This window comes from Kitasatospora sp. NPDC058162 (assembly GCF_042884005.1).
In the GTDB taxonomy this organism is placed as follows: Bacteria; Actinomycetota; Actinomycetes; order Streptomycetales; family Streptomycetaceae; genus Kitasatospora.
Genome location: NZ_JBHVUS010000023.1, coordinates 69,074 through 85,288, shown reverse-complemented (window position 1 = coordinate 85,288; position 16,215 = coordinate 69,074). Strand labels below are relative to the sequence as shown.

Here is a 16,215-nt window from a genome sequence, read left to right as displayed (position 1 = left end):
ACGTCAGCATACAGGCGGGAAATGCCACGGCAAGGGGGAGATCTTGCCTCGTCCGTAAGGGATTTGACCTCTGTCATGATCGCATCGAGTAGGGTAGTCTCGCGGCGTCTTGCAGTGATGAGAGCGGGGGATCAACCCATGCCCGAGCGTGTCGTTCCGATCTCGCCGCAACAGCGCAGGCTGTGGCTCCTGCACAGTCTGCATCCGCGACTCCCGCTCTACAACGGCCCGGTGGCGCACGAGATCCGGGGGGAACTCGATGTCCCGGCGCTGGAACAGTCAATCCGTGCACTGATATCCCGGCACGCCGCCCTGCGGACCGGTTTTTCCGTGGTCGACGACCAGCCCGTACAAGTGGTCGTCGACCGGCTGGAGTTCAGCCTTCCCGTGCACGACCTGAGGGGGGATCCCGATTCCCTCCGGGCCCGGGTGCGCGAGGCCGCCGCGGCGCCGTTCGACCTGGAACGCCCCGGGGTCTTCGACTTCCGGCTGTTCCGTTCGGCGGACACGGAGTGGACGCTGCTGCTGAACCTGCATCACATCATCACCGACGGCTGGTCGAACGGCGTGATCGCCGCCGAGATCGGCCGGGGCTACGCGGAGGCGCTGGCCGGCCGCCCGCCCGGCGCCGAGGAGGCCGCCCAGGGGGAGGCCGGCGACTACGCCGCGTACGGCGCCGCCCTGGCGGAGCGGCTGGCCGGCGGCCTGGCGGAGCGCCAACTCGCCTACTGGGCCGAGCACCTCGCCGGCGCCCCCGACCTGCTGCGACTCCCGCTGGACCGGCCCCGCCCGGCCCGTCAGCGCTTCCGCGGCGAACTGCTGGACTTCACGCTCGACGCCGACCTGGTCGAGCTGGTGCGCCGGACCGCGGCCCGCCACCGGACCACGGACTACGTGGTGCTGCTGGCCGCCTTCGCCCTGCTGATGCACATCTACAGCGGCGAGCGCGACGTGGTGGTGGGCGCACCCGTCACCAACCGGGACGACTCCGCCCTCGACGAGACCGTCGGATTCTTCGTCAACATCCTGCCGCTGCGCAGCCGGAGCCGTCGCGGGGAGAGCTTCTCGGAGTATCTCCAGCGCTGCCGATCCACCTTCATCGGGGGATTCCGCAACCAGTCGGTGCCTTTCGATGAAATCGTCAAGGTGACGGACAGTCAGGGTTCGCTCGGCCACTCCCCGTTGGTCCAGGCGGTATTCGGATACCACCAGGAGTCCCCGGCCCCCCTCCCGTTGGACGGCCTGCGGACGAGCCGCTGGAACGTGCCGACCGGATTCGTCCAGACGGACCTGGAGTTCGACCTCGCACGGGCCGCGGACGGTTCCGTGAGCGGCGTCATCGCCTATGACAGCGACCTGTTCGACGAGGCGACGATCGCCCGGCTCGGCGCGAATTACCACGCCTTGCTGGAGGGGGCGTTGGCCGATCCGCAGACACCGCTGGCTCGAATCGAACTGCGTTCCGCGGCGGAAATCCTCATCGACCGCGAGGTGAACGCGACCGAGGCTGAGTTCCCGGCCGACGCCTGTCTGCACGAGCTGTTCGAGGCCCAGGCGGCGCGCACCCCGGACGACGTCGCGGTGGTCTCCGGGACGGCCCGGCTCAGCTACCGCGAACTGGACGAGCGGGCCGGTGCGCTGGCCCGGGAGCTGCGGGCCCGGGGCGTCGGCCCCGAGCGGGCGGTCGGCATCTGCCTGGAACGCTCGGTGGAGCTGGTGGTGGGGCTGCTCGGCATCCTCAAGGCGGGCGGCGCCTACCTGCCGCTGGACCCGGCCAGCCCGCCGGCCCGGATCCGGCAGATCCTGGACGACGCCGCCGCGCCGGTGCTGCTGGCCGACCGGGCCCTGGCCGAGGAGATCGACGCCGCCTCGGTGGGCACGGTGACTGTCGACCCCGCAGACCTCGACCTCACGGCCGTCGGTCCGGCCGGTGCGGGAGCGGCCGGTGCGGGAGAGGGCCTGCGCCCGCACCCCGAGAACCTGGTCTCCGTCTACTACACCTCCGGCTCCACCGGCATGCCCAAGGGCGTGGCGAGCCGGCACCGCGGCTGGGTGAACCGGATGGTCTGGATGCAGCGCCGACACCGGCTGGCCCGGGGCGAGACGGTGCTGCACAAGACCACGCTGACCTTCGACGACTCCGCCCTGGAGATCTTCTGGCCGCTGTCGGTCGGCGGCCGGGTGGCCGTCCTCGAGCCGGGCCGCCACCGGGACCCGGTGGCGGTGCTGGAGGCCGCCACCCGCTACGAGTCGGTGTACCTCCAGGTCGTCCCCAGCATGCTGAACGCGGTGCTCGACCTGGTGGAGCAGGCACCCGAGCGGGTCCCGCCGCTGCTGCGCAACACCACCTCCAGCGGCGAGGCGCTCACCGCGGCGACCGTCGAGCGCTTCCACCGGCTGATGCCGGGCGCGCTGCACAACACCTGGGGCGCCACCGAGGTGTCGATCGACTCGACCTGCCACACCTGCGGCCCGGCTGACGAGACCGCCGCCGGACCGGTCGACCTGGGCCGCCCGTTCGACAACAACACCGTGCACGTGCTGGACGACGAGCTGCGGCCGGTGCCGGTCGGCGTGGTCGGCGACCTGTACATCGGCGGCCTCGGCCTGGCCCGCGGGTACCTCAACGACCCGGCCCGCACCGCCGGCGCCTTCCTGCCCGACCCGTTCCGCCCCGGCGCGCGGCTCTACCGCACCGGAGACCAGGGCCTGCTGCACCCCGACGGCGGCTTCCGCTTCGTCGGGCGCAGCGACCACCAGGTCAAGATCCGCGGCATGCGGGTCGAACTCGGCGAGATCGAGACGGCGTTGCACGGCCACCCGCAGGTGCGGGAGGCCGTGGTGGTGATCGCGGCGGAGGGCCAGGACCAGCGGCTGGTGGCCTTCGTCACCGCCGCCGACCCGGCCGACCCGCCGACCCTGGACGCGGTCCGCGAGCACGCCAAGGAGTGGCTGCCGCAGTACATGATCCCCGCCCAGCTGGTGGTCGAACGGGCCTTCCCGCTGAACGCCAATGGCAAGGTGGACCGCAAGGCGCTCAAGGTACCCGCGCCACCGGCCGGTTCGCAGGCCTCCGGCGGCGAGGCGCCGAGGACGCCCTCCGAGCAGTTCGTCGCCGGGGTGTGGCGGGAGCTGCTCGGCGTCGAGCGGATCGGTGCCGAGGACGGCTTCTTCACGCTCGGCGGGCACTCGCTGATCGCCACCCGGTTCACCGCGCGGGTGCGCCAGCGGCTGGGCGTGGAGTTCCCGCTGGTCACGCTCTACTCGGAGCCGACGGTACGGGCCACGGCGCGGACGCTGGAGGAGCTGGTCGCCGAGAAGCTGGCGGCCGAGAGCCCGGCGGCCGACGCGACGCCGGTGGAGGCTCAGGCGTGACCGGCGGCTGGGACACCGTGGTGGTGGGCGCCCGGGTCGCGGGCGCCGCCACCGCGCTGCTGCTCGCCCGGGCCGGCCACAAGGTGCTGCTGATCGACCGGGCCGCCTTCCCCTCGGACACCATGTCCACCCTGTTCATCCACCAGCCCGGCGTGGCCAAGCTCTCCGAGTGGGGCGTGCTCCCGGCGCTGCTGGACTCCGGCTGCCCCGCGCTGGACACCATCAGCTACGAGGTCGGCGGCGTCCGGCTGGCCGCCCCGGCACCGGTGATGCCTGGCGCCCCGGCCGCCTTCGCCCCGCGCCGCCAGGTGTTGGACCGGCTGCTGGTCGACGCGGCGGTGAAGGCGGGCGTCGAGTTCGTCGACCGGGCCAACCTCCAGGAGCTGGTGCACTCCGACGGACGGGTCACCGGCGTCCGCTTCCGCACCGCGGCCGGCCTGCGCACCGAGCACGCCCGGCTGGTGGTCGGGGCCGACGGGATGCGCTCCCGGGTGGCCCAACTCGTGGACGCGCCACTGGAGGTGAGCGATCCGCGGGCCAGCTGCGTGTACTACACCGGCTGGACGGGCATCAGCACCGGCTTCGGCTTCCACGAGAGCCCCGGCAACTGGATCGTCCGGATCCCCACCCACGACGACGTCACCCTGATCTCCACCTACTTCCCGCAGGACCGCTTCGCCGAGATCAAGCAGGACCCGTTCCGCCACCACCTGGCGGCCGTCCGCTCCACCGCGCCCGAGCTGTACCAGCAGGTCGACGAGGCGGACCAGATCGAGGCGATCGTCGGGACCGGCGACCAGCAGAACTACTTCCGCCGCGCCCACGGCCCCGGCTGGGTGCTGGTCGGCGACGCCGGGCACCACCTGGACACCATCAGCGCCCGCGGCATCACCAACGCCCTGCTCCAGGCCGCCTTCCTGGCCGAGGAGTTGACGGCGGGGACGGCCGACCGGGCCCGACTGGACGCCGCCCTGGCCCGGTTCACCCGTCGCCGGGACGAGGAGCTGACCGAGCCGTACCAGAGCACCCTGGAGCTGGCCAGGCTCACCGTCACGCCGACCCGGCTGGAGCTGCTGCGCACCATCGGCGCGTCCCCCGAACTGACCGGCCGCTACTTCGCCGTCGTCGCCGGGATGCTCTCCATCGACGAACTCTTCGACGACGACTTCCTTGACGAGGACTTCGACGAGGACGACCAGTTCTGACCCCCTTATCTGGAGGAACCGCATGAGTCCCGCTCCACTCTCGCTCTGGGGCGGCGAGTCCCACCCGCCCTGCCTGCTGGCCGCGTTCGAGGAGCAGGCCCTCGCCACGCCCGGCGCGACCGCCGTGGTCGACGGCGAGCTGAGCCTGACCTACGGCGAGCTGCTGGCCCGGGTCAAGGGCATCGCCGACGGCCTGGCCGCGGCCGGGATCGGCCCCGAGGACCGGGTCGCGGTCACCGGGCGGCGCAGCGCCGCGGTGGTGGCCGCGCTGCTCGGCACCATGTGGGCGGGTGCCACCTACCTCCCGCTGGACCGCGAGTACCCGGCGGCCCGGCTCGCCCACATGCTCAAGGACAGCGGCGCTGGCCTGGTGCTGTACGCGGACGCGCCGCCGGAGTTCGAGGTGCCGGTGCCGAGCCTGCCGATCGCCGGCTTGCCGACCACCGGCACGGCCGCGAAGGTGGACTGCCGCCCCGAGCTGTGGACGTACATCATCTACACCTCCGGCTCCACCGGCCTGCCCAAGGGCGTGTCCGTGCCGCACAGCTGCCTGGACACCATGGCCGACTGGCAGCGCGACCACTCCGTCCGCCGGGACCTGCGCACCGCCCAGTTCGCCCCGCTCAACTTCGACGTCTCCTTCCAGGAGGTGCTGGGTACGCTGTGCGGCGGTGGCACGCTGGTCGTGGTGCCGGAGGAGCTGCGGCAGGACCCCTTCGAGCTGCTGGAGTGGCTGGCGGAGCACCGGATCGAGCGGCTGTTCCTGCCGTACGTCGCCCTGCAGATGCTCGCCGTGGCGGCCGCCGAGGAGGAGTCGCTGGACCACCTGGCGCTGGCCGAGGTCAACGCGGCCGGCGAGCAGCTGGTCTGCACGCCCGACATCCGCGAGCTGTTCGCCCGGCTGCCGCAGTGCCGCCTGAACAACCACTACGGGCAGAGCGAGTCCGCGATGGTGACGGCTCACACCCTGACCGGCCCCAGCGACTCCTGGCCCGCGCTGCCGCCGATCGGGGTGCCGCTGCCGGGCTGCGAGCTGCTGATCGACCCGCTGGACGCGGCCGAGCCGAACGTCGGAGAACTGCTGGTGGCCGGGGCGCCGCTGTCGCCCGGCTACCTCAACCAGCCGGAGCTGAACGCCAAGCGCTTCGTCACCGTCGACCCGACCCCGCACGGGCACACCGCGGCCTTCCGTACCGGGGACCTGGTCCGGCTGGAGGACGGCGCGGTGACCTTCCTGGCCCGCCGGGACAAGGACGTGAAGATCCGCGGCTACCGGGTCAACCTGCTGGAGATAGAGGTCCGCCTGCTGGACCTGCCGACCGTCTCCGCCGCCGTCTGCGTCGCCCTGGACGACGGCCAGGGCTCCCGCTCCCTCCACTGCGCGGTGACCGTGGACGCGGGCGCCGCCCCACTCGACCCGGCCCGCGCGGCGGACGAACTCCGCCGCCACCTCCCGGACCCGTACATCCCCCGCACCTTCACCACCGTCGCCACCCTGCCCCGCACCCACAGCGGCAAGGTCGACCGGGACGCGGTGGCCCGGACGCTCGCCGAGCAACGCTGAACCCTGGGTGATCCGGCCGGCTGTTCCGCTGAACGGCCGGCCGGGAAGGAATTCAGCCGCGCCGCGACGCGACTTCGAGGAAGTATTCGGCGGCACGTCTCAGTGTGGCCTCCAATGCGGACAGGCCCTCGGCTGTACGCCAGTCGTTGGTTCCTTCTTCGCACGCGTGCCATGCCTCGACGTAGGCGTCTTCTATGTCGGCGATACTGAACAGCAGCTCATCGAGATCATCACCCCGGATCGGGCTCTTGTCCGTGCCGAGGATTCTCTCGTTCATCTCGGCCCAGGCGACCAGAACCTCGCCTACCCGGCGAAGGTGTACGGCGCCGACGTTCGGGCTGACGATGATCTCGGACAGAGTGCGTAGTGCGGGTGCTGCGACGTACACAGGAAACCCCCTTGGGGCGTTATGTGTTGGCGCGGGACAGGGGCCTTGGACCTGGTCGGGACAACGAGAAGAGTTCAGGGCTAGCGTCGCGTAGCCACTCAGCCGGTGCGCGTCTCCGTGTTCACCCAGTCCAGGTAGGCGGTCGAGCCGGTGACCACCGGTACGCCGATGATCTCCGGGGTGTCGTAGCTGTGGTTCTCGCCGATGAACTCGGCCAGCTTGTCGGCGAGATCAGCGCGGGTCTTGAGATCGACCCGCCACTCCTCCGCGTCCTGCACCTCGCCGTCCCACCAGTACACCGACCGCACCGGGTACACCTGCGCGCAGGCCGCCAGCCGCTGGCGGACCACCAGGGCAGCCAGCTCCCGTGCCTTGTGCTCGGCATCATGGGTGGTCGAAACGACGATGAAGTCACGATTCGTCATGCGGCAAACCGTACCCAGTTCCGGCCCAGGGCTTCGGCGTAGTCGGATGGCGTCCGGTTTGTGATCACCAGAGGGCCGAGGAGTGCAGCTCTGACAGCCGAACGCGGGGCGGAGGGTCCGGTCAGCCGTAGAGCGGTTGGGCGACTGAGACAGTGACCCGGTCACCGAAGCGGCCGCGCAGGTCTGCCTGGGCGCTGGCCAGATTTCCGCTGACGCCGACCTCCACCACGCCGCGAGTGAAGCTCACCTCCGAGCCGTCGCCCACACTGACGATGCTGTAGTCGCTCGTGTGCCCTATGAGTGCCGCGACCCGGTTGCGGGTGGCGGCCAGCTCGCTGATCGAGCGCGGCGCGTCGCGCAGGTCCACGCGCACGCCCAGACCCAGGTGGGCGAGGGCGGCGTCGAAGCCGCCACCGCCCCTCTTCCGGTAGACGATGACGCAACCGCCCGGAACGTCCACCATCAGGCCAGTGAAGACATCCTGGTAGGAGCCGCCGAGGTGTGAGACCGCATCCGCGGCCGTGTCCAGCTGCTGCTGATCCGGTCGGCCCGAGCTCGACGGCGGGCTTGCGGCGACGGCGGACGCGGCGGCACTCGTCGGCACGGGAGCGGACGGGACGAGAGCGGACGACACGGGAGCGGACGACACGACATTCGTCTGTCCAGCGCAGGCTGCGCAAGCCAGCAGAGCGGTCAAGGCCAGGGTGACAGCGGTCAGGTGTATCGGCGTTGGGGTACGGGGCATCGATCCAGCCTCACTTCATCGGCGACGGCTGGTGATCGTACGCGGGCGCGAAGCGGCGTGTGTGAAGAAGGCAGGCACGGCTTCCAAGATCATGGAGTTCTCTACGCCCCGTGACCCGAGTGGAAGACCGTGCGTGCCGACGCATGGAGACGATCTGGTCCTCGCCCAGCCGGTGGCAGCCCAGCGCGGTCGAGTAGCCGGTGCCGGTGCCCGCTTCGAGGACCCGGTGGCCGTCCTCGACCTGTAGGTCCTCCCACATGCGCACCACCAGGTCCCGGCATGGTGCTGGAGGACGTCGGGGTCCGCATGATCTCGCCCCGCAGGTCGCCGGGCACGATCGTCCCGGCGACCTGCGTGACCAGGGACTCGTCCCGGTAGCACTGCTCAAGCCAATCCGGCGAGCCGGGCATGACGGGACGCCAGGCCGTCGGCGCGGAGCCGGGGACGGCATCGAACCATCCGCCGCGCAGGAACGCCTCACGGGGCACGGCCTCCACCGCCTCGCGCCACGGCTCGGTCCGCAGGACCCCGCGCTCGACCAGGCTGTCGGCGAGTGCCCGGCGCACGTGGGCGCTGTCGCCGTCGATCCGGGTCATCCGGTCTTCCTCTCCAGCAGGTCGGCCATCGCCGTGAGCATCGGCAGGCCGGTCTCGGGCTCCAGCCAGTACCACTGGCCGGACGGATTGCACTCCAGGAACCACCATCGACCCTGCTGGTCCACCGCGAAGTCGAAAGCACCGAAGACCAGCCCGAAGCGGGGCGGCGATGGACCAGTCTCCTCGGCCGCCGCCCGCCTCAACAGGACCTGAGCAGCTCCGCTGAGATGAGGGAACAGAGAGTTCCTGGAGGCTTCGCCCACAGACCCCGTTCACCAGGGGTGGCCAGGTTCGACGCCGGTGAGGGGGATGTGCCGCAGGCGGCAGTCGGTGGCGCGGATAGCGGGGGGTGTTGCATAGGAAGTCGGCGGGGTCGACTTCCTATGCGGGAGCGGCTCGGGCTGCTTGGGTGCGGCAGTGAGCGAGGGCGGGTTTGATGCGGGGGTCGGGGGCGGGGGTGGTGGTGAGGAGTTCGCCGGCGGTGATGAGGGTGGTCCAGTACTGGGTGGGGTTGCCGGTGGTGGGGTTGGGGTGGGTGGCGGTGAGGGAGAGGTAGGCGGTGGTGAGGTTGCCGGTGGTGAACCAGCGGGTGAGGCCGTGTTGGTGGCCGGCGCGGATGCCGCCGTGGGCGTCGATGGCGGTGAGGAAGTGGTCGACGATGGCGAGTTCGGTGGGGGTGAGCTGCTTGGGGGTGTCGAAGACGCCGAGGGCTTCGAGGAGTTCGCCGGTGTCGGTCTCGGTTCCGGGGCGGGGGTTGGCGAGGAGGGCGTCGTAGCAGTCGTTGAGGCGGATGGTGGCTTCGGCGGTGGGGATGTCGAGGGCTTCGCAGACGGCGCGGGCGGAGGGCAGGGGCTGGCCGGTGCGGCGGACGAGGAGGGCGTAGGTCTCGGCGGGGGTGCGGCCGGAGGAGAGGGTCTGGCGGGCGAGGGTGGGCAGGTGCATGGGGTGGCTTTCAGGCGGCGAGGGGGAAGGGGGTGGGGGCGATGAGGGCCCAGACGAACTTGCCGATGCCGCCGGCGCGGGGGCAGCAGCCCCACCGGGCGGAGAGCTCGTTGACGAGGAACAGCCCGCGCCCGTGTTCGTCATCGAAAGCGGGGGAGTTGAGGGTGGGGCGGCCGCTTCCGGCGTCGTGGACTTCGAGACGGAGGAGGAGGCCGTTGGTGAGGGCGAAGCGGATTTCGATGAGGCGGTCGTCGGGGGCGTCGGTGTGCTGGACGGCGTTGGCGAAGAGTTCGCCGAGGAGGAGTTCGGCGATGTCGCGGTAGCGGTCGCCGGCGGGGAGGGCGGCGAGGTAGGCGCGGAGCAAGTGCCGGGCCAGGGGGGTGGATTCGACGCGGGAGTCGAGGCGGGCGGCGAACGCGCGGGGGCGGCGGGAGATGGGCATGGGGGAGTTCCTCGGGGGGCGGATGGGGGAGTGCGGGAGTAGTGCGCAATCACGCTATGCATGCAAATGATTGCGTTCTGGTGTCAATCATCGGGGCTGCAGAGGTACGGTGATGGCCGAAATCTGGTACCAGGCACACGTGGTACGTCAGGGGGTCTGGCATGGCACACCGGCGACTCAAGAGCGAAGTGACGGCTAGTTCGGCGAGGATGTTCGGCGAAGAGCTCCGGTTCTACCGGGAGCTGGCCGGCTACACGCAGGCGCAGTTGGCGAAGCTTCTGCACTGCACTCGGCCGAATGTCACCAGGTACGAGTCGGGCCAGAGGCGCATGCCGCCGGAGATGGTCAAGCAAGCCGATGTGCTGCTCGATACCGGCGGGTCGCTCAAGCGACTCTGGGACCGGGTGGACTGGAACGCCGGCGTGGAGCATCCGGATTGGTTCCAGACCCATGCGGATACGGAGGCCGAGGCGGTTGGGCTCCAGGCGTTCCAGGCCAACTACATGCATGGGCTGCTGCAGTGCAGGGAGTACGCCAGGGCGATGTTCGAGGCGGGCGGTACTGATGAACGCCCTGAAGTGATCGAGGAGCGAGTCGAGGCGAGGCTTGCGAGGCAGGAGCGGTTCCTCGCGGAGGGTGGGCCGCAGTTGGTCGTCCTCCTGGATGAAAGTGCCATCCGGTCGGTGGTTGGCGGACCGCGAGTGATGGCGCATCAGATGCAGCACCTGCTGCGCGTCGCCCAGCGAGGGAACATCGTCATCCAGGTGGTGCCGTTCGCGGCTCGGGCGACGATTATCAACACGTCAATGGTTCTTCTGGAGATGCCGGATGGGCGACACTCGGTGTACTCCGAGAGCCTTGACATGGGGAGTCCCAGCGACGATCCGGCCATCGTGTCCGGGCACCGGCGGCGCTATGATCGGCTGCGTGGCGATGCGCTCACGGCGGCCGAATCGCTTGCGCTGATCGCCGAGGCGCTGGAGGGGTTCAGAGATGATGAGCAACGAGCTCGATGCGGCCAGCTGGCTCAAGAGCAGCTACAGCGGTACGAACGGCGGCGACTGCATCGAGGTGGCCCCCGGATTCCCCGGCCTCGTCCCCGTACGTGACTCCAAGGACCCGCACGGTCCGGCCCTCGTTTTCTCGGCCACCGCGTGGGCGGCCTTCGTAGCGGCCGTCCGTGAGGGCGAACTTTCGGCGTAGGGCCGTCCGGACGGTGACCCCGCCCACGAGATCGCGGCGCACTGCGGCCACCGCCCGCTGAAGGCCTTCCGGATGGCGATGAGCTGGATCATCGCCGAGGCAGTCCAGGTGGCGCACGACCTGGTCGAGCGGGAGAACCTGCGCAAGGTCGGGCTCACCGAACGCTCTTGGAAGGACCGGGAGGCGGGCAAGGGCGTTGAGCCGGGAGTACCAGGACCTGCTGTGCCGCCTCCTGTCCACGGGCCCGATCCAACTCGGGCTGGCCGCCGACTACACGCCCGGGCAGGCCTGGGTCGAAGGAGATCCCCGTGCCAGAGCATGACCGCGTCATCCAGATCCGCCGTCCCTACCTCGACCTGATCGTGGACGGCACCAAGACGATCGAGGTTCGTGTCGGCTACCCGAGCATGCGCAGGATCCACCCTGGCCAGGCGCTCGTTTTCGAGTCCGCTGACACCCGCTGCCGCACCCAGGTGGTCAAGGTGGCCGAGTACGAGTCCTTCGAGGAGATGCTCGATGCCGAGGACAACGAGGCGATCGGCAGCGAGGGCATGGACCGGCTCGAACTGCTCGCGGCCTGCCGTGAGATCTATCCGCCGGAGAAGGAAGCGCTCGGCGTCCTGGCGATTCACCTGCGGCTCTCCCCGACCCTCGAGGGCGACCAGAACGGCCAGGAGGCGAGGGCGGAGGCCTGAACGGGCGGAGGAGTCCCCGTCCTTCAGGGTGGGGAGGATGCCAACGCTGTGCACGAGCAATCCGTACGAAGGAGTACCTGATGGCAGAGGACATCACCGCGGAGGACGCGGCCGGCACGGCGACCTTCGTGGCGGAGATGGGGGTGCTCAAGCGGGTGCGCCGTACCGGCTGGTGGCATGCGGGGGTGCGGGATCCGGAGTCGATCGCTGAGCACTCGTGGCGCACGTCGGTGATTGCGGCGGTGCTGGCGATGATGGAAGGCGCCGATCCGGGGAAGGCCGCGCTGTTGGCGACGTTTCATGACAGCCAGGAGACCCGGATCGGGGACATTCCGCACATCGGTCGGCGGTATCTCTCGGCGTCCCCCAACGAGACGGTCACTGCCGACCAGGTGGCGACCGCGCATCCGGCGGTGCGGGCAGGGGTGCAGCGGATCGTGGAGGAGTACGAGCAGGGCGACAGCCTGGAAGTGATCTGCGCCCACGATGCGGACAAGCTGGAGTGTCTGGTGCAGGCCGTGGAGTACCGGGAGTCCGGATACCCCCACGTTCAGTCGTGGATCGATTCCAGCCTGGCCAAGTTGAAGACGGCGTCCGCGCAGGCCCTGGCGGAGGCGGCGCTGACCATGACGACGCTGGAGTGGCGGGAGACCTACCTGCGCTGATTCAGGGAGAACGGAGACCCGCCTCAGTGAGGCGGGCCTCCGTCATTAGCGCAGCGAGGGCCGCTTGCTGGTGCCGCGGCGTTGGGTGACGATGGCGGCGACTGCGGCTACGGTGTCCGCCGTGATCAGGTCGGCGACCTTTAGTGCGGTGCCGAAGCGGCGGTTCAGCCGGCCTACGACCTGGATGGCGGCGAGGGAGTTGCCGCCGAGGTCGATGAACGAATCTGCGGCGCCGGGGAGTTCGGGCAGGCCCAGCACCTCGTGCCAGGTCTCGCCGACGGCGGTGCGGACGGCCGGGTCGAAATCGGGTAGCGGGGCGGCGGCCTCGGCGGCGAGGCGTTCCAGTTCGGGGCGGGCGATCTTGCCGTTCTGGTTGACCGGCAGCTCGGCGAGGGCGAAGACCCGGGCCGGGACCATGCTTTCGGGCAGGCGCTCGCGCAGGTGGGTGCGCAGTTCCTCGACGGAGGCCTCGCCCGTCACCGACACGTAGGCGGCCAGCGACTGGGCGATGCCCGCCGAGTCGCGCACCGGCACCACGACGGCGTCCGCCACCGCCGGGTGCTCCCGCAGGCAGGACTGGATCTCGCCGAGCTCGATCCGCACCCCGCCGATCTTCACCTGGTGGTCGACCCGGCCGATCAGCTCCAGCTCGCCGTCCGCCCGCAGCCGGGCCAGGTCGCCGGTGCGGTACAGCCGGGCGCCGGGGGTGGCGGAGAACGGGTCGGGCAGGAAGCGCTCGGCGGTGAAGGCGGGCCGGTCCTGGTAGCCCCAGCCGACGCCGAGCCCGCCGAGGAACAGCTCGCCGAGCTGGTCCACCGCGGCCGGTGCGCCGAAGGCGTCCAGCACGTAGGCGCTCTGGTTGGTCATCGGCCGCCCGTAGGGGACGGAGCGCCAGCGCGGGTCGACGGCCGCGACGTCGTAGTAGGTGCTGTCCACCGAGACCTCGGTGGCGCCGCCCAGGCTGATGAAGCGGGCCTGCGGGAAGGCCTTGCGGACGGCCTCCGGCTGGGCCAGCGGGATCCAGTCCCCGCCCAGCAGGAAGGCCCGCAGCGCGCCGGTGCGGCCGGTGCCCCAGGTGCGCAGGAACTGGGCCAGCGAGGACGGCACGGAGTGCCAGACGGTGATCCCGGCGTGCTCGACCAGCTCGGCCCAGTGCTCGACGTCGTTCTCCCGGCCGCGCTCCGGCAGGACGAGGGTGGCGCCGGTCATCAGCGCGGCGAACATGTCGTAGACCGTCATGTCGAAGCTCGGCGAGGAGACGCCGAGGATCCGGTCGCCGGGGCCGAGGTCGTAGCGGGCGCTGAGGTCGAGGATCATGCTGGTCCGGCCGACGTGGTCGAGCAGCGCGCCCTTCGGCTCGCCGGAGGAGCCGGAGGTGAAGATCACGTAGGCGAGGTCCCGGCCGGTCACCTGAACGTCGACCAGTGGGGCGCTCGGGGCGGTCGGCAGTCCCCCGGCCGGGCCGAGGGCGATCACCGGTACGTCCGTGGCCGTGTTCTCCGCGCCCAGCGCGTCGGCGACCACCACGTCCACCCGGCCGAGCCGGTGCAGCACCTCGCGGCGGTGGGCGGGCAGCATCGGGTCCAGCGGGACGAAGGCCGCGCCGGTCTTCAGCGCCGCGTACGCCGCCACCACCAGCTCCGCGCTGCGGGTCGCCGCCACGCCGACCCGGCCGCCGACGCCCACCCCGAGCCCGGCGATCCGGGCGGCCAGGGCCTCGGCCCGGGCGTCGAGTTCGCCGTAGGTCAGGCTGAGCGCGCCCTGGACCACGGCGATCCGCTCCGGGGCGGCGGCCGCCTGCTGCTCCACCCGACGGTGCAGGCAGACCGGCTCGGCCAGGGCCGGCCCCGGCCGGTTCACCTCCGCGACCAGCTCGCGTTCGGCAGCGGTGAGGTGCTCGACCAGGTCGATCCGCTGCTCGTCGGGGGCGCCGAGGTAGGCGGCCAGGTGGGCGGCGACCCGGTCCAGCGCCCGCTCGTCGTCCGGCCGGGCGGCGGAGCGCACGCGCAGCGTCCAGCCGCCGTCGGCGGCCGGGGAGAGGGCGAACACGGCGGGCGAGGTCTGCGGGTCGACCGACAGCTCCACGCCGTCCCCGGACGTCACCGCGCGCCCGGCGAAGGCGGCCCGGCAGTCCCCGAGCGTGGGGGTGGAGGATCCGGTTCCGGCCAGTTCTGCGGGTTCGAGCCGCCAGGCCGTCCACTCCCGCTGCCCGTCGGCGCGGCCCCACACGGTGACCGGCCGCAGGCCGCCGTAGCGCAGCACCAGCGCGCCCAACGCGGCGGCGAGGTCCGCCGGGGCGGCCGCCCGCAGGCCGGTCAGCGGCTCGGACTCGACGGCGTCGGTGCGGTCGCTCCACAGCACCGGGAGGACGGGATCGGCGTGCTCGGTCATCAGGAGGCTCCCTGGTCGGGTTCGTGAGGGGGGCGGGCGACGGCGGCGAGCAGCTTGCGGGCGCGGGTGCCGGGACGGTCCACGACTATCCGGAGCAGTCCCCGCAGCTGGTCGGCCAGACCGGCGGCCCACGGCGCGTCGAAGGCCTCGGTCGAGTACTCGATGCTGAGCAGGAAGTCCGGGCCGTCCTCGATGAAGGTCACCGTGGCGTCGAAGGCGTGCTGCCCGGGGTACAGGTCGATGTCCTCGCTGGTCACGCCCGGCAGCTCCGGGCGGCCCGGAGCGCTGCCGCCGGTGCGCAGCTGCATGGTGACCTGGGCCAGCGGGTTGCGCCCGGGCCGGCGCGCGGGGGCGAGCCGGCGCACCACGGTGCCGAAGGGCACCTCGTAGTCGATGGCCCGCAGGGTGGCGGCGTTCAGCCGGGCGGACACCTCGTAGAAGGCCGGGTCGTCGGAGAGGTCGGCGCGCAGCACCACCATGTTGACGAAGTAGCCGATCAGCGGTTCGAGTTCCGGCTCGCCGCGGCCGGCGAGGAGGGTGGCGAAGGCGGTGTCGCGGCGTCCGGTGCGCTCGGTCAGGGCGAGGGCGAAGGCCGCGCCGAGCAGGGAGAACAGCGACACCCCGGCGGCCCGGGCCAGTTGGGTGAGCGCGCTGTGCAGCCCCGGGTCGAGCCGTACCACCAGGCGGTCGGCGGCGAAGGACGGCCGCCCGCGGCGGCTGCGCCCGGGCGCGAGGTCGACGGCCGGGAGGTCCCGCAGCTCCTGCGCCCAGTGGCCGAGCAGCTCCTCCAGCTCGGGCCCCTGGAAGCACTCCCGCTGCCACCGGGCGTACCGCTGGTACGGGACCGGCAGTTCGGGCAGCACCGTCTCCGGGTCTTTGCCGGCCAGCAGCGCGGCGTACCCGGCGGAGAGTTCGTCGATGAGCAATCGCAACGACCAGCCGTCGGTGGCGATGTGATGCATCACCAGGCTGAGCACGTGTTCCTCGGGCCCGAGCCGGAACAGCCGCAGCCGGAACGGTCGGCCCGCCGCGAGGTCGAACGGCTCGCGGGCCTCCCGGTGCAGCGCGTCCGCGAGTTCGGCCCCGTCGGCGACCTCGTGCAGCGGCAAATCGGCCTCGGCGGGCGGGAGGACCAGCTGGTACGGGTCGCCGTCGTCCTCGCGGAAGGCGGTGCGCAGCACCTCCTGGCGGCGCACCACCAGGGTCAGCGCGGCCCGCAGCAGGTCGGCCCGCAGCGGGCCGCGCAGCCGGAAGGCGAGCGGGACGTGGTAGGCGGCGGTGCCGGGGGCCAGCTGCTCGAACATCCACAACGCCTCCTGACCGGAGGACAGTTCGTACCGCTCGGCCGGGTCGGTCGCGCCGACGGAACCGGGCATCGTGCTCCCATCGCTTCGCTGGAGAGGTCGGGACGTCCGAAGGGGCCGGGGACGTCGGACGGGATCGGGACATCGGTGCCCGGGAATCCCGGCCCGCGCCGGGAAGGAGTTGCGCCGGCCGGCGGGCGATCACGGTCCAGTCTGTCAGCCGTACGCACTCTGCGGAAGATCCTCCCCGTGGGTGGGCCGGAAAACTCCAGCGG

At 71.5% G+C, this 16,215-nt stretch carries 15 protein-coding genes and 1 pseudogene; 7 read left to right on the top strand and 9 right to left on the bottom strand.

Annotated elements, in window-relative coordinates; genetic code table 11:
• The first annotated feature begins 138 nt into the window (after positions 1-138).
• Genes ACFVXG_RS31435 through ACFVXG_RS31425 form a run of 3 tightly spaced genes read left to right on the top strand, consistent with a single transcriptional unit; the run spans position 139 to position 6,144 of the window.
• Positions 139-3,375, top strand: a complete 3,237-nt coding sequence (locus ACFVXG_RS31435; protein WP_387932285.1) for an amino acid adenylation domain-containing protein — start codon at positions 139-141, stop codon at positions 3,373-3,375.
• Positions 3,372-4,580, top strand: coding sequence for an NAD(P)/FAD-dependent oxidoreductase (locus tag ACFVXG_RS31430; RefSeq protein ID WP_387932284.1), 1,209 nt, complete (start codon positions 3,372-3,374; stop codon positions 4,578-4,580). Before ACFVXG_RS31435 ends, ACFVXG_RS31430 begins: the two co-directional genes overlap by 4 nt.
• Positions 4,581-4,602: 22 nt before the next feature.
• On the top strand, positions 4,603-6,144 hold the full coding sequence (locus ACFVXG_RS31425; RefSeq protein ID WP_387932283.1) for an AMP-binding protein: 1,542 nt from the start codon (positions 4,603-4,605) through the stop codon (positions 6,142-6,144).
• A 52-nt stretch (positions 6,145-6,196) separates the two neighbouring features.
• Here ACFVXG_RS31425 and ACFVXG_RS31420 read toward each other — a convergent pair whose 3' ends face one another.
• From ACFVXG_RS31420 to ACFVXG_RS31390, 7 genes and pseudogenes are all read right to left on the bottom strand, one after another.
• Positions 6,197-6,532 (bottom strand): hypothetical protein, encoded by a 336-nt coding sequence (locus ACFVXG_RS31420; protein WP_387932281.1) that lies wholly within the window; start codon positions 6,530-6,532, stop codon positions 6,197-6,199.
• A 98-nt stretch (positions 6,533-6,630) separates the two neighbouring features.
• Positions 6,631-6,957, bottom strand: coding sequence for a divalent-cation tolerance protein CutA (gene cutA, locus ACFVXG_RS31415; RefSeq protein WP_387932280.1), 327 nt, complete (start codon positions 6,955-6,957; stop codon positions 6,631-6,633).
• Between the two features lie 121 nt (positions 6,958-7,078).
• Positions 7,079-7,561: a hypothetical protein gene (locus tag ACFVXG_RS31410; protein WP_387932278.1), complete on the bottom strand. Its 483-nt coding sequence runs from the start codon at positions 7,559-7,561 to the stop codon at positions 7,079-7,081.
• A gap of 151 nt (positions 7,562-7,712) precedes the next feature.
• Positions 7,713-7,961, bottom strand: a complete 249-nt coding sequence (locus ACFVXG_RS31405; RefSeq protein ID WP_387932347.1) for a hypothetical protein — start codon at positions 7,959-7,961, stop codon at positions 7,713-7,715.
• A gap of 333 nt (positions 7,962-8,294) precedes the next feature.
• Positions 8,295-8,456: pseudogene (locus ACFVXG_RS31400) on the bottom strand (ATP-grasp ribosomal peptide maturase); the annotation flags it as partial.
• Between the two features lie 223 nt (positions 8,457-8,679).
• On the bottom strand, positions 8,680-9,240 hold the full coding sequence (locus ACFVXG_RS31395; protein ID WP_387932276.1) for a hypothetical protein: 561 nt from the start codon (positions 9,238-9,240) through the stop codon (positions 8,680-8,682).
• 10 nt (positions 9,241-9,250) lie between these two features.
• Positions 9,251-9,682 (bottom strand): ATP-binding protein, encoded by a 432-nt coding sequence (locus ACFVXG_RS31390; protein ID WP_387932274.1) that lies wholly within the window; start codon positions 9,680-9,682, stop codon positions 9,251-9,253.
• 209 nt (positions 9,683-9,891) lie between these two features.
• On the opposite strand from ACFVXG_RS31390, the gene ACFVXG_RS31385 reads away from it, so the two are divergent.
• The 4 genes from ACFVXG_RS31385 (at position 9,892) to ACFVXG_RS31370 (ending at position 12,245) form a co-directional block, all read left to right on the top strand.
• Positions 9,892-10,791, top strand: coding sequence for a helix-turn-helix domain-containing protein (locus ACFVXG_RS31385; RefSeq protein ID WP_387932273.1), 900 nt, complete (start codon positions 9,892-9,894; stop codon positions 10,789-10,791).
• The gene (locus tag ACFVXG_RS31380) at positions 10,754-10,885 is read left to right on the top strand and encodes a DUF397 domain-containing protein (RefSeq protein ID WP_387932271.1); all 132 of its coding nucleotides are present in this window, start codon (positions 10,754-10,756) and stop codon (positions 10,883-10,885) included. The genes ACFVXG_RS31385 and ACFVXG_RS31380 overlap by 38 nt, the downstream gene beginning before the upstream one ends.
• Before the next feature lie 308 nt (positions 10,886-11,193).
• The gene (locus tag ACFVXG_RS31375) at positions 11,194-11,580 is read left to right on the top strand and encodes an ASCH domain-containing protein (protein WP_387932270.1); all 387 of its coding nucleotides are present in this window, start codon (positions 11,194-11,196) and stop codon (positions 11,578-11,580) included.
• 80 nt (positions 11,581-11,660) lie between these two features.
• Positions 11,661-12,245 (top strand): HD family hydrolase, encoded by a 585-nt coding sequence (locus ACFVXG_RS31370; RefSeq protein WP_387932268.1) that lies wholly within the window; start codon positions 11,661-11,663, stop codon positions 12,243-12,245.
• 45 nt (positions 12,246-12,290) lie between these two features.
• Here ACFVXG_RS31370 and ACFVXG_RS31365 read toward each other — a convergent pair whose 3' ends face one another.
• Positions 12,291-14,636 (bottom strand): non-ribosomal peptide synthetase, encoded by a 2,346-nt coding sequence (locus ACFVXG_RS31365; protein WP_387932267.1) that lies wholly within the window; start codon positions 14,634-14,636, stop codon positions 12,291-12,293.
• Positions 14,636-16,012, bottom strand: coding sequence for a condensation domain-containing protein (locus ACFVXG_RS31360; RefSeq protein WP_387932266.1), 1,377 nt, complete (start codon positions 16,010-16,012; stop codon positions 14,636-14,638). Before ACFVXG_RS31360 ends, ACFVXG_RS31365 begins: the two co-directional genes overlap by 1 nt.
• Positions 16,013-16,215 lie beyond the last annotated feature (203 nt).

Bases quoted from the DNA above. Each gene is read 5' to 3' on its own strand.
- ACFVXG_RS31360 (WP_387932266.1), bottom strand. From the start codon at position 16,012: ATGCCCGGTTCCGTCGGCGCGACCGACCCGGCCGAGCGGTACGAACTG.
- ACFVXG_RS31385 (WP_387932273.1), top strand. From the start codon at position 9,892: ATGTTCGGCGAAGAGCTCCGGTTCTACCGGGAGCTGGCCGGCTACACG.
- ACFVXG_RS31390 (WP_387932274.1), bottom strand. From the start codon at position 9,682: ATGCCCATCTCCCGCCGCCCCCGCGCGTTCGCCGCCCGCCTCGACTCC.
- cutA (WP_387932280.1), bottom strand. From the start codon at position 6,957: ATGACGAATCGTGACTTCATCGTCGTTTCGACCACCCATGATGCCGAG.
- ACFVXG_RS31370 (WP_387932268.1), top strand. From the start codon at position 11,661: ATGGCAGAGGACATCACCGCGGAGGACGCGGCCGGCACGGCGACCTTC.
- ACFVXG_RS31425 (WP_387932283.1), top strand. From the start codon at position 4,603: ATGAGTCCCGCTCCACTCTCGCTCTGGGGCGGCGAGTCCCACCCGCCC.
- ACFVXG_RS31395 (WP_387932276.1), bottom strand. From the start codon at position 9,240: ATGCACCTGCCCACCCTCGCCCGCCAGACCCTCTCCTCCGGCCGCACC.
- ACFVXG_RS31435 (WP_387932285.1), top strand. From the start codon at position 139: ATGCCCGAGCGTGTCGTTCCGATCTCGCCGCAACAGCGCAGGCTGTGG.
- ACFVXG_RS31405 (WP_387932347.1), bottom strand. From the start codon at position 7,961: ATGTGGGAGGACCTACAGGTCGAGGACGGCCACCGGGTCCTCGAAGCG.
- ACFVXG_RS31365 (WP_387932267.1), bottom strand. From the start codon at position 14,636: ATGACCGAGCACGCCGATCCCGTCCTCCCGGTGCTGTGGAGCGACCGC.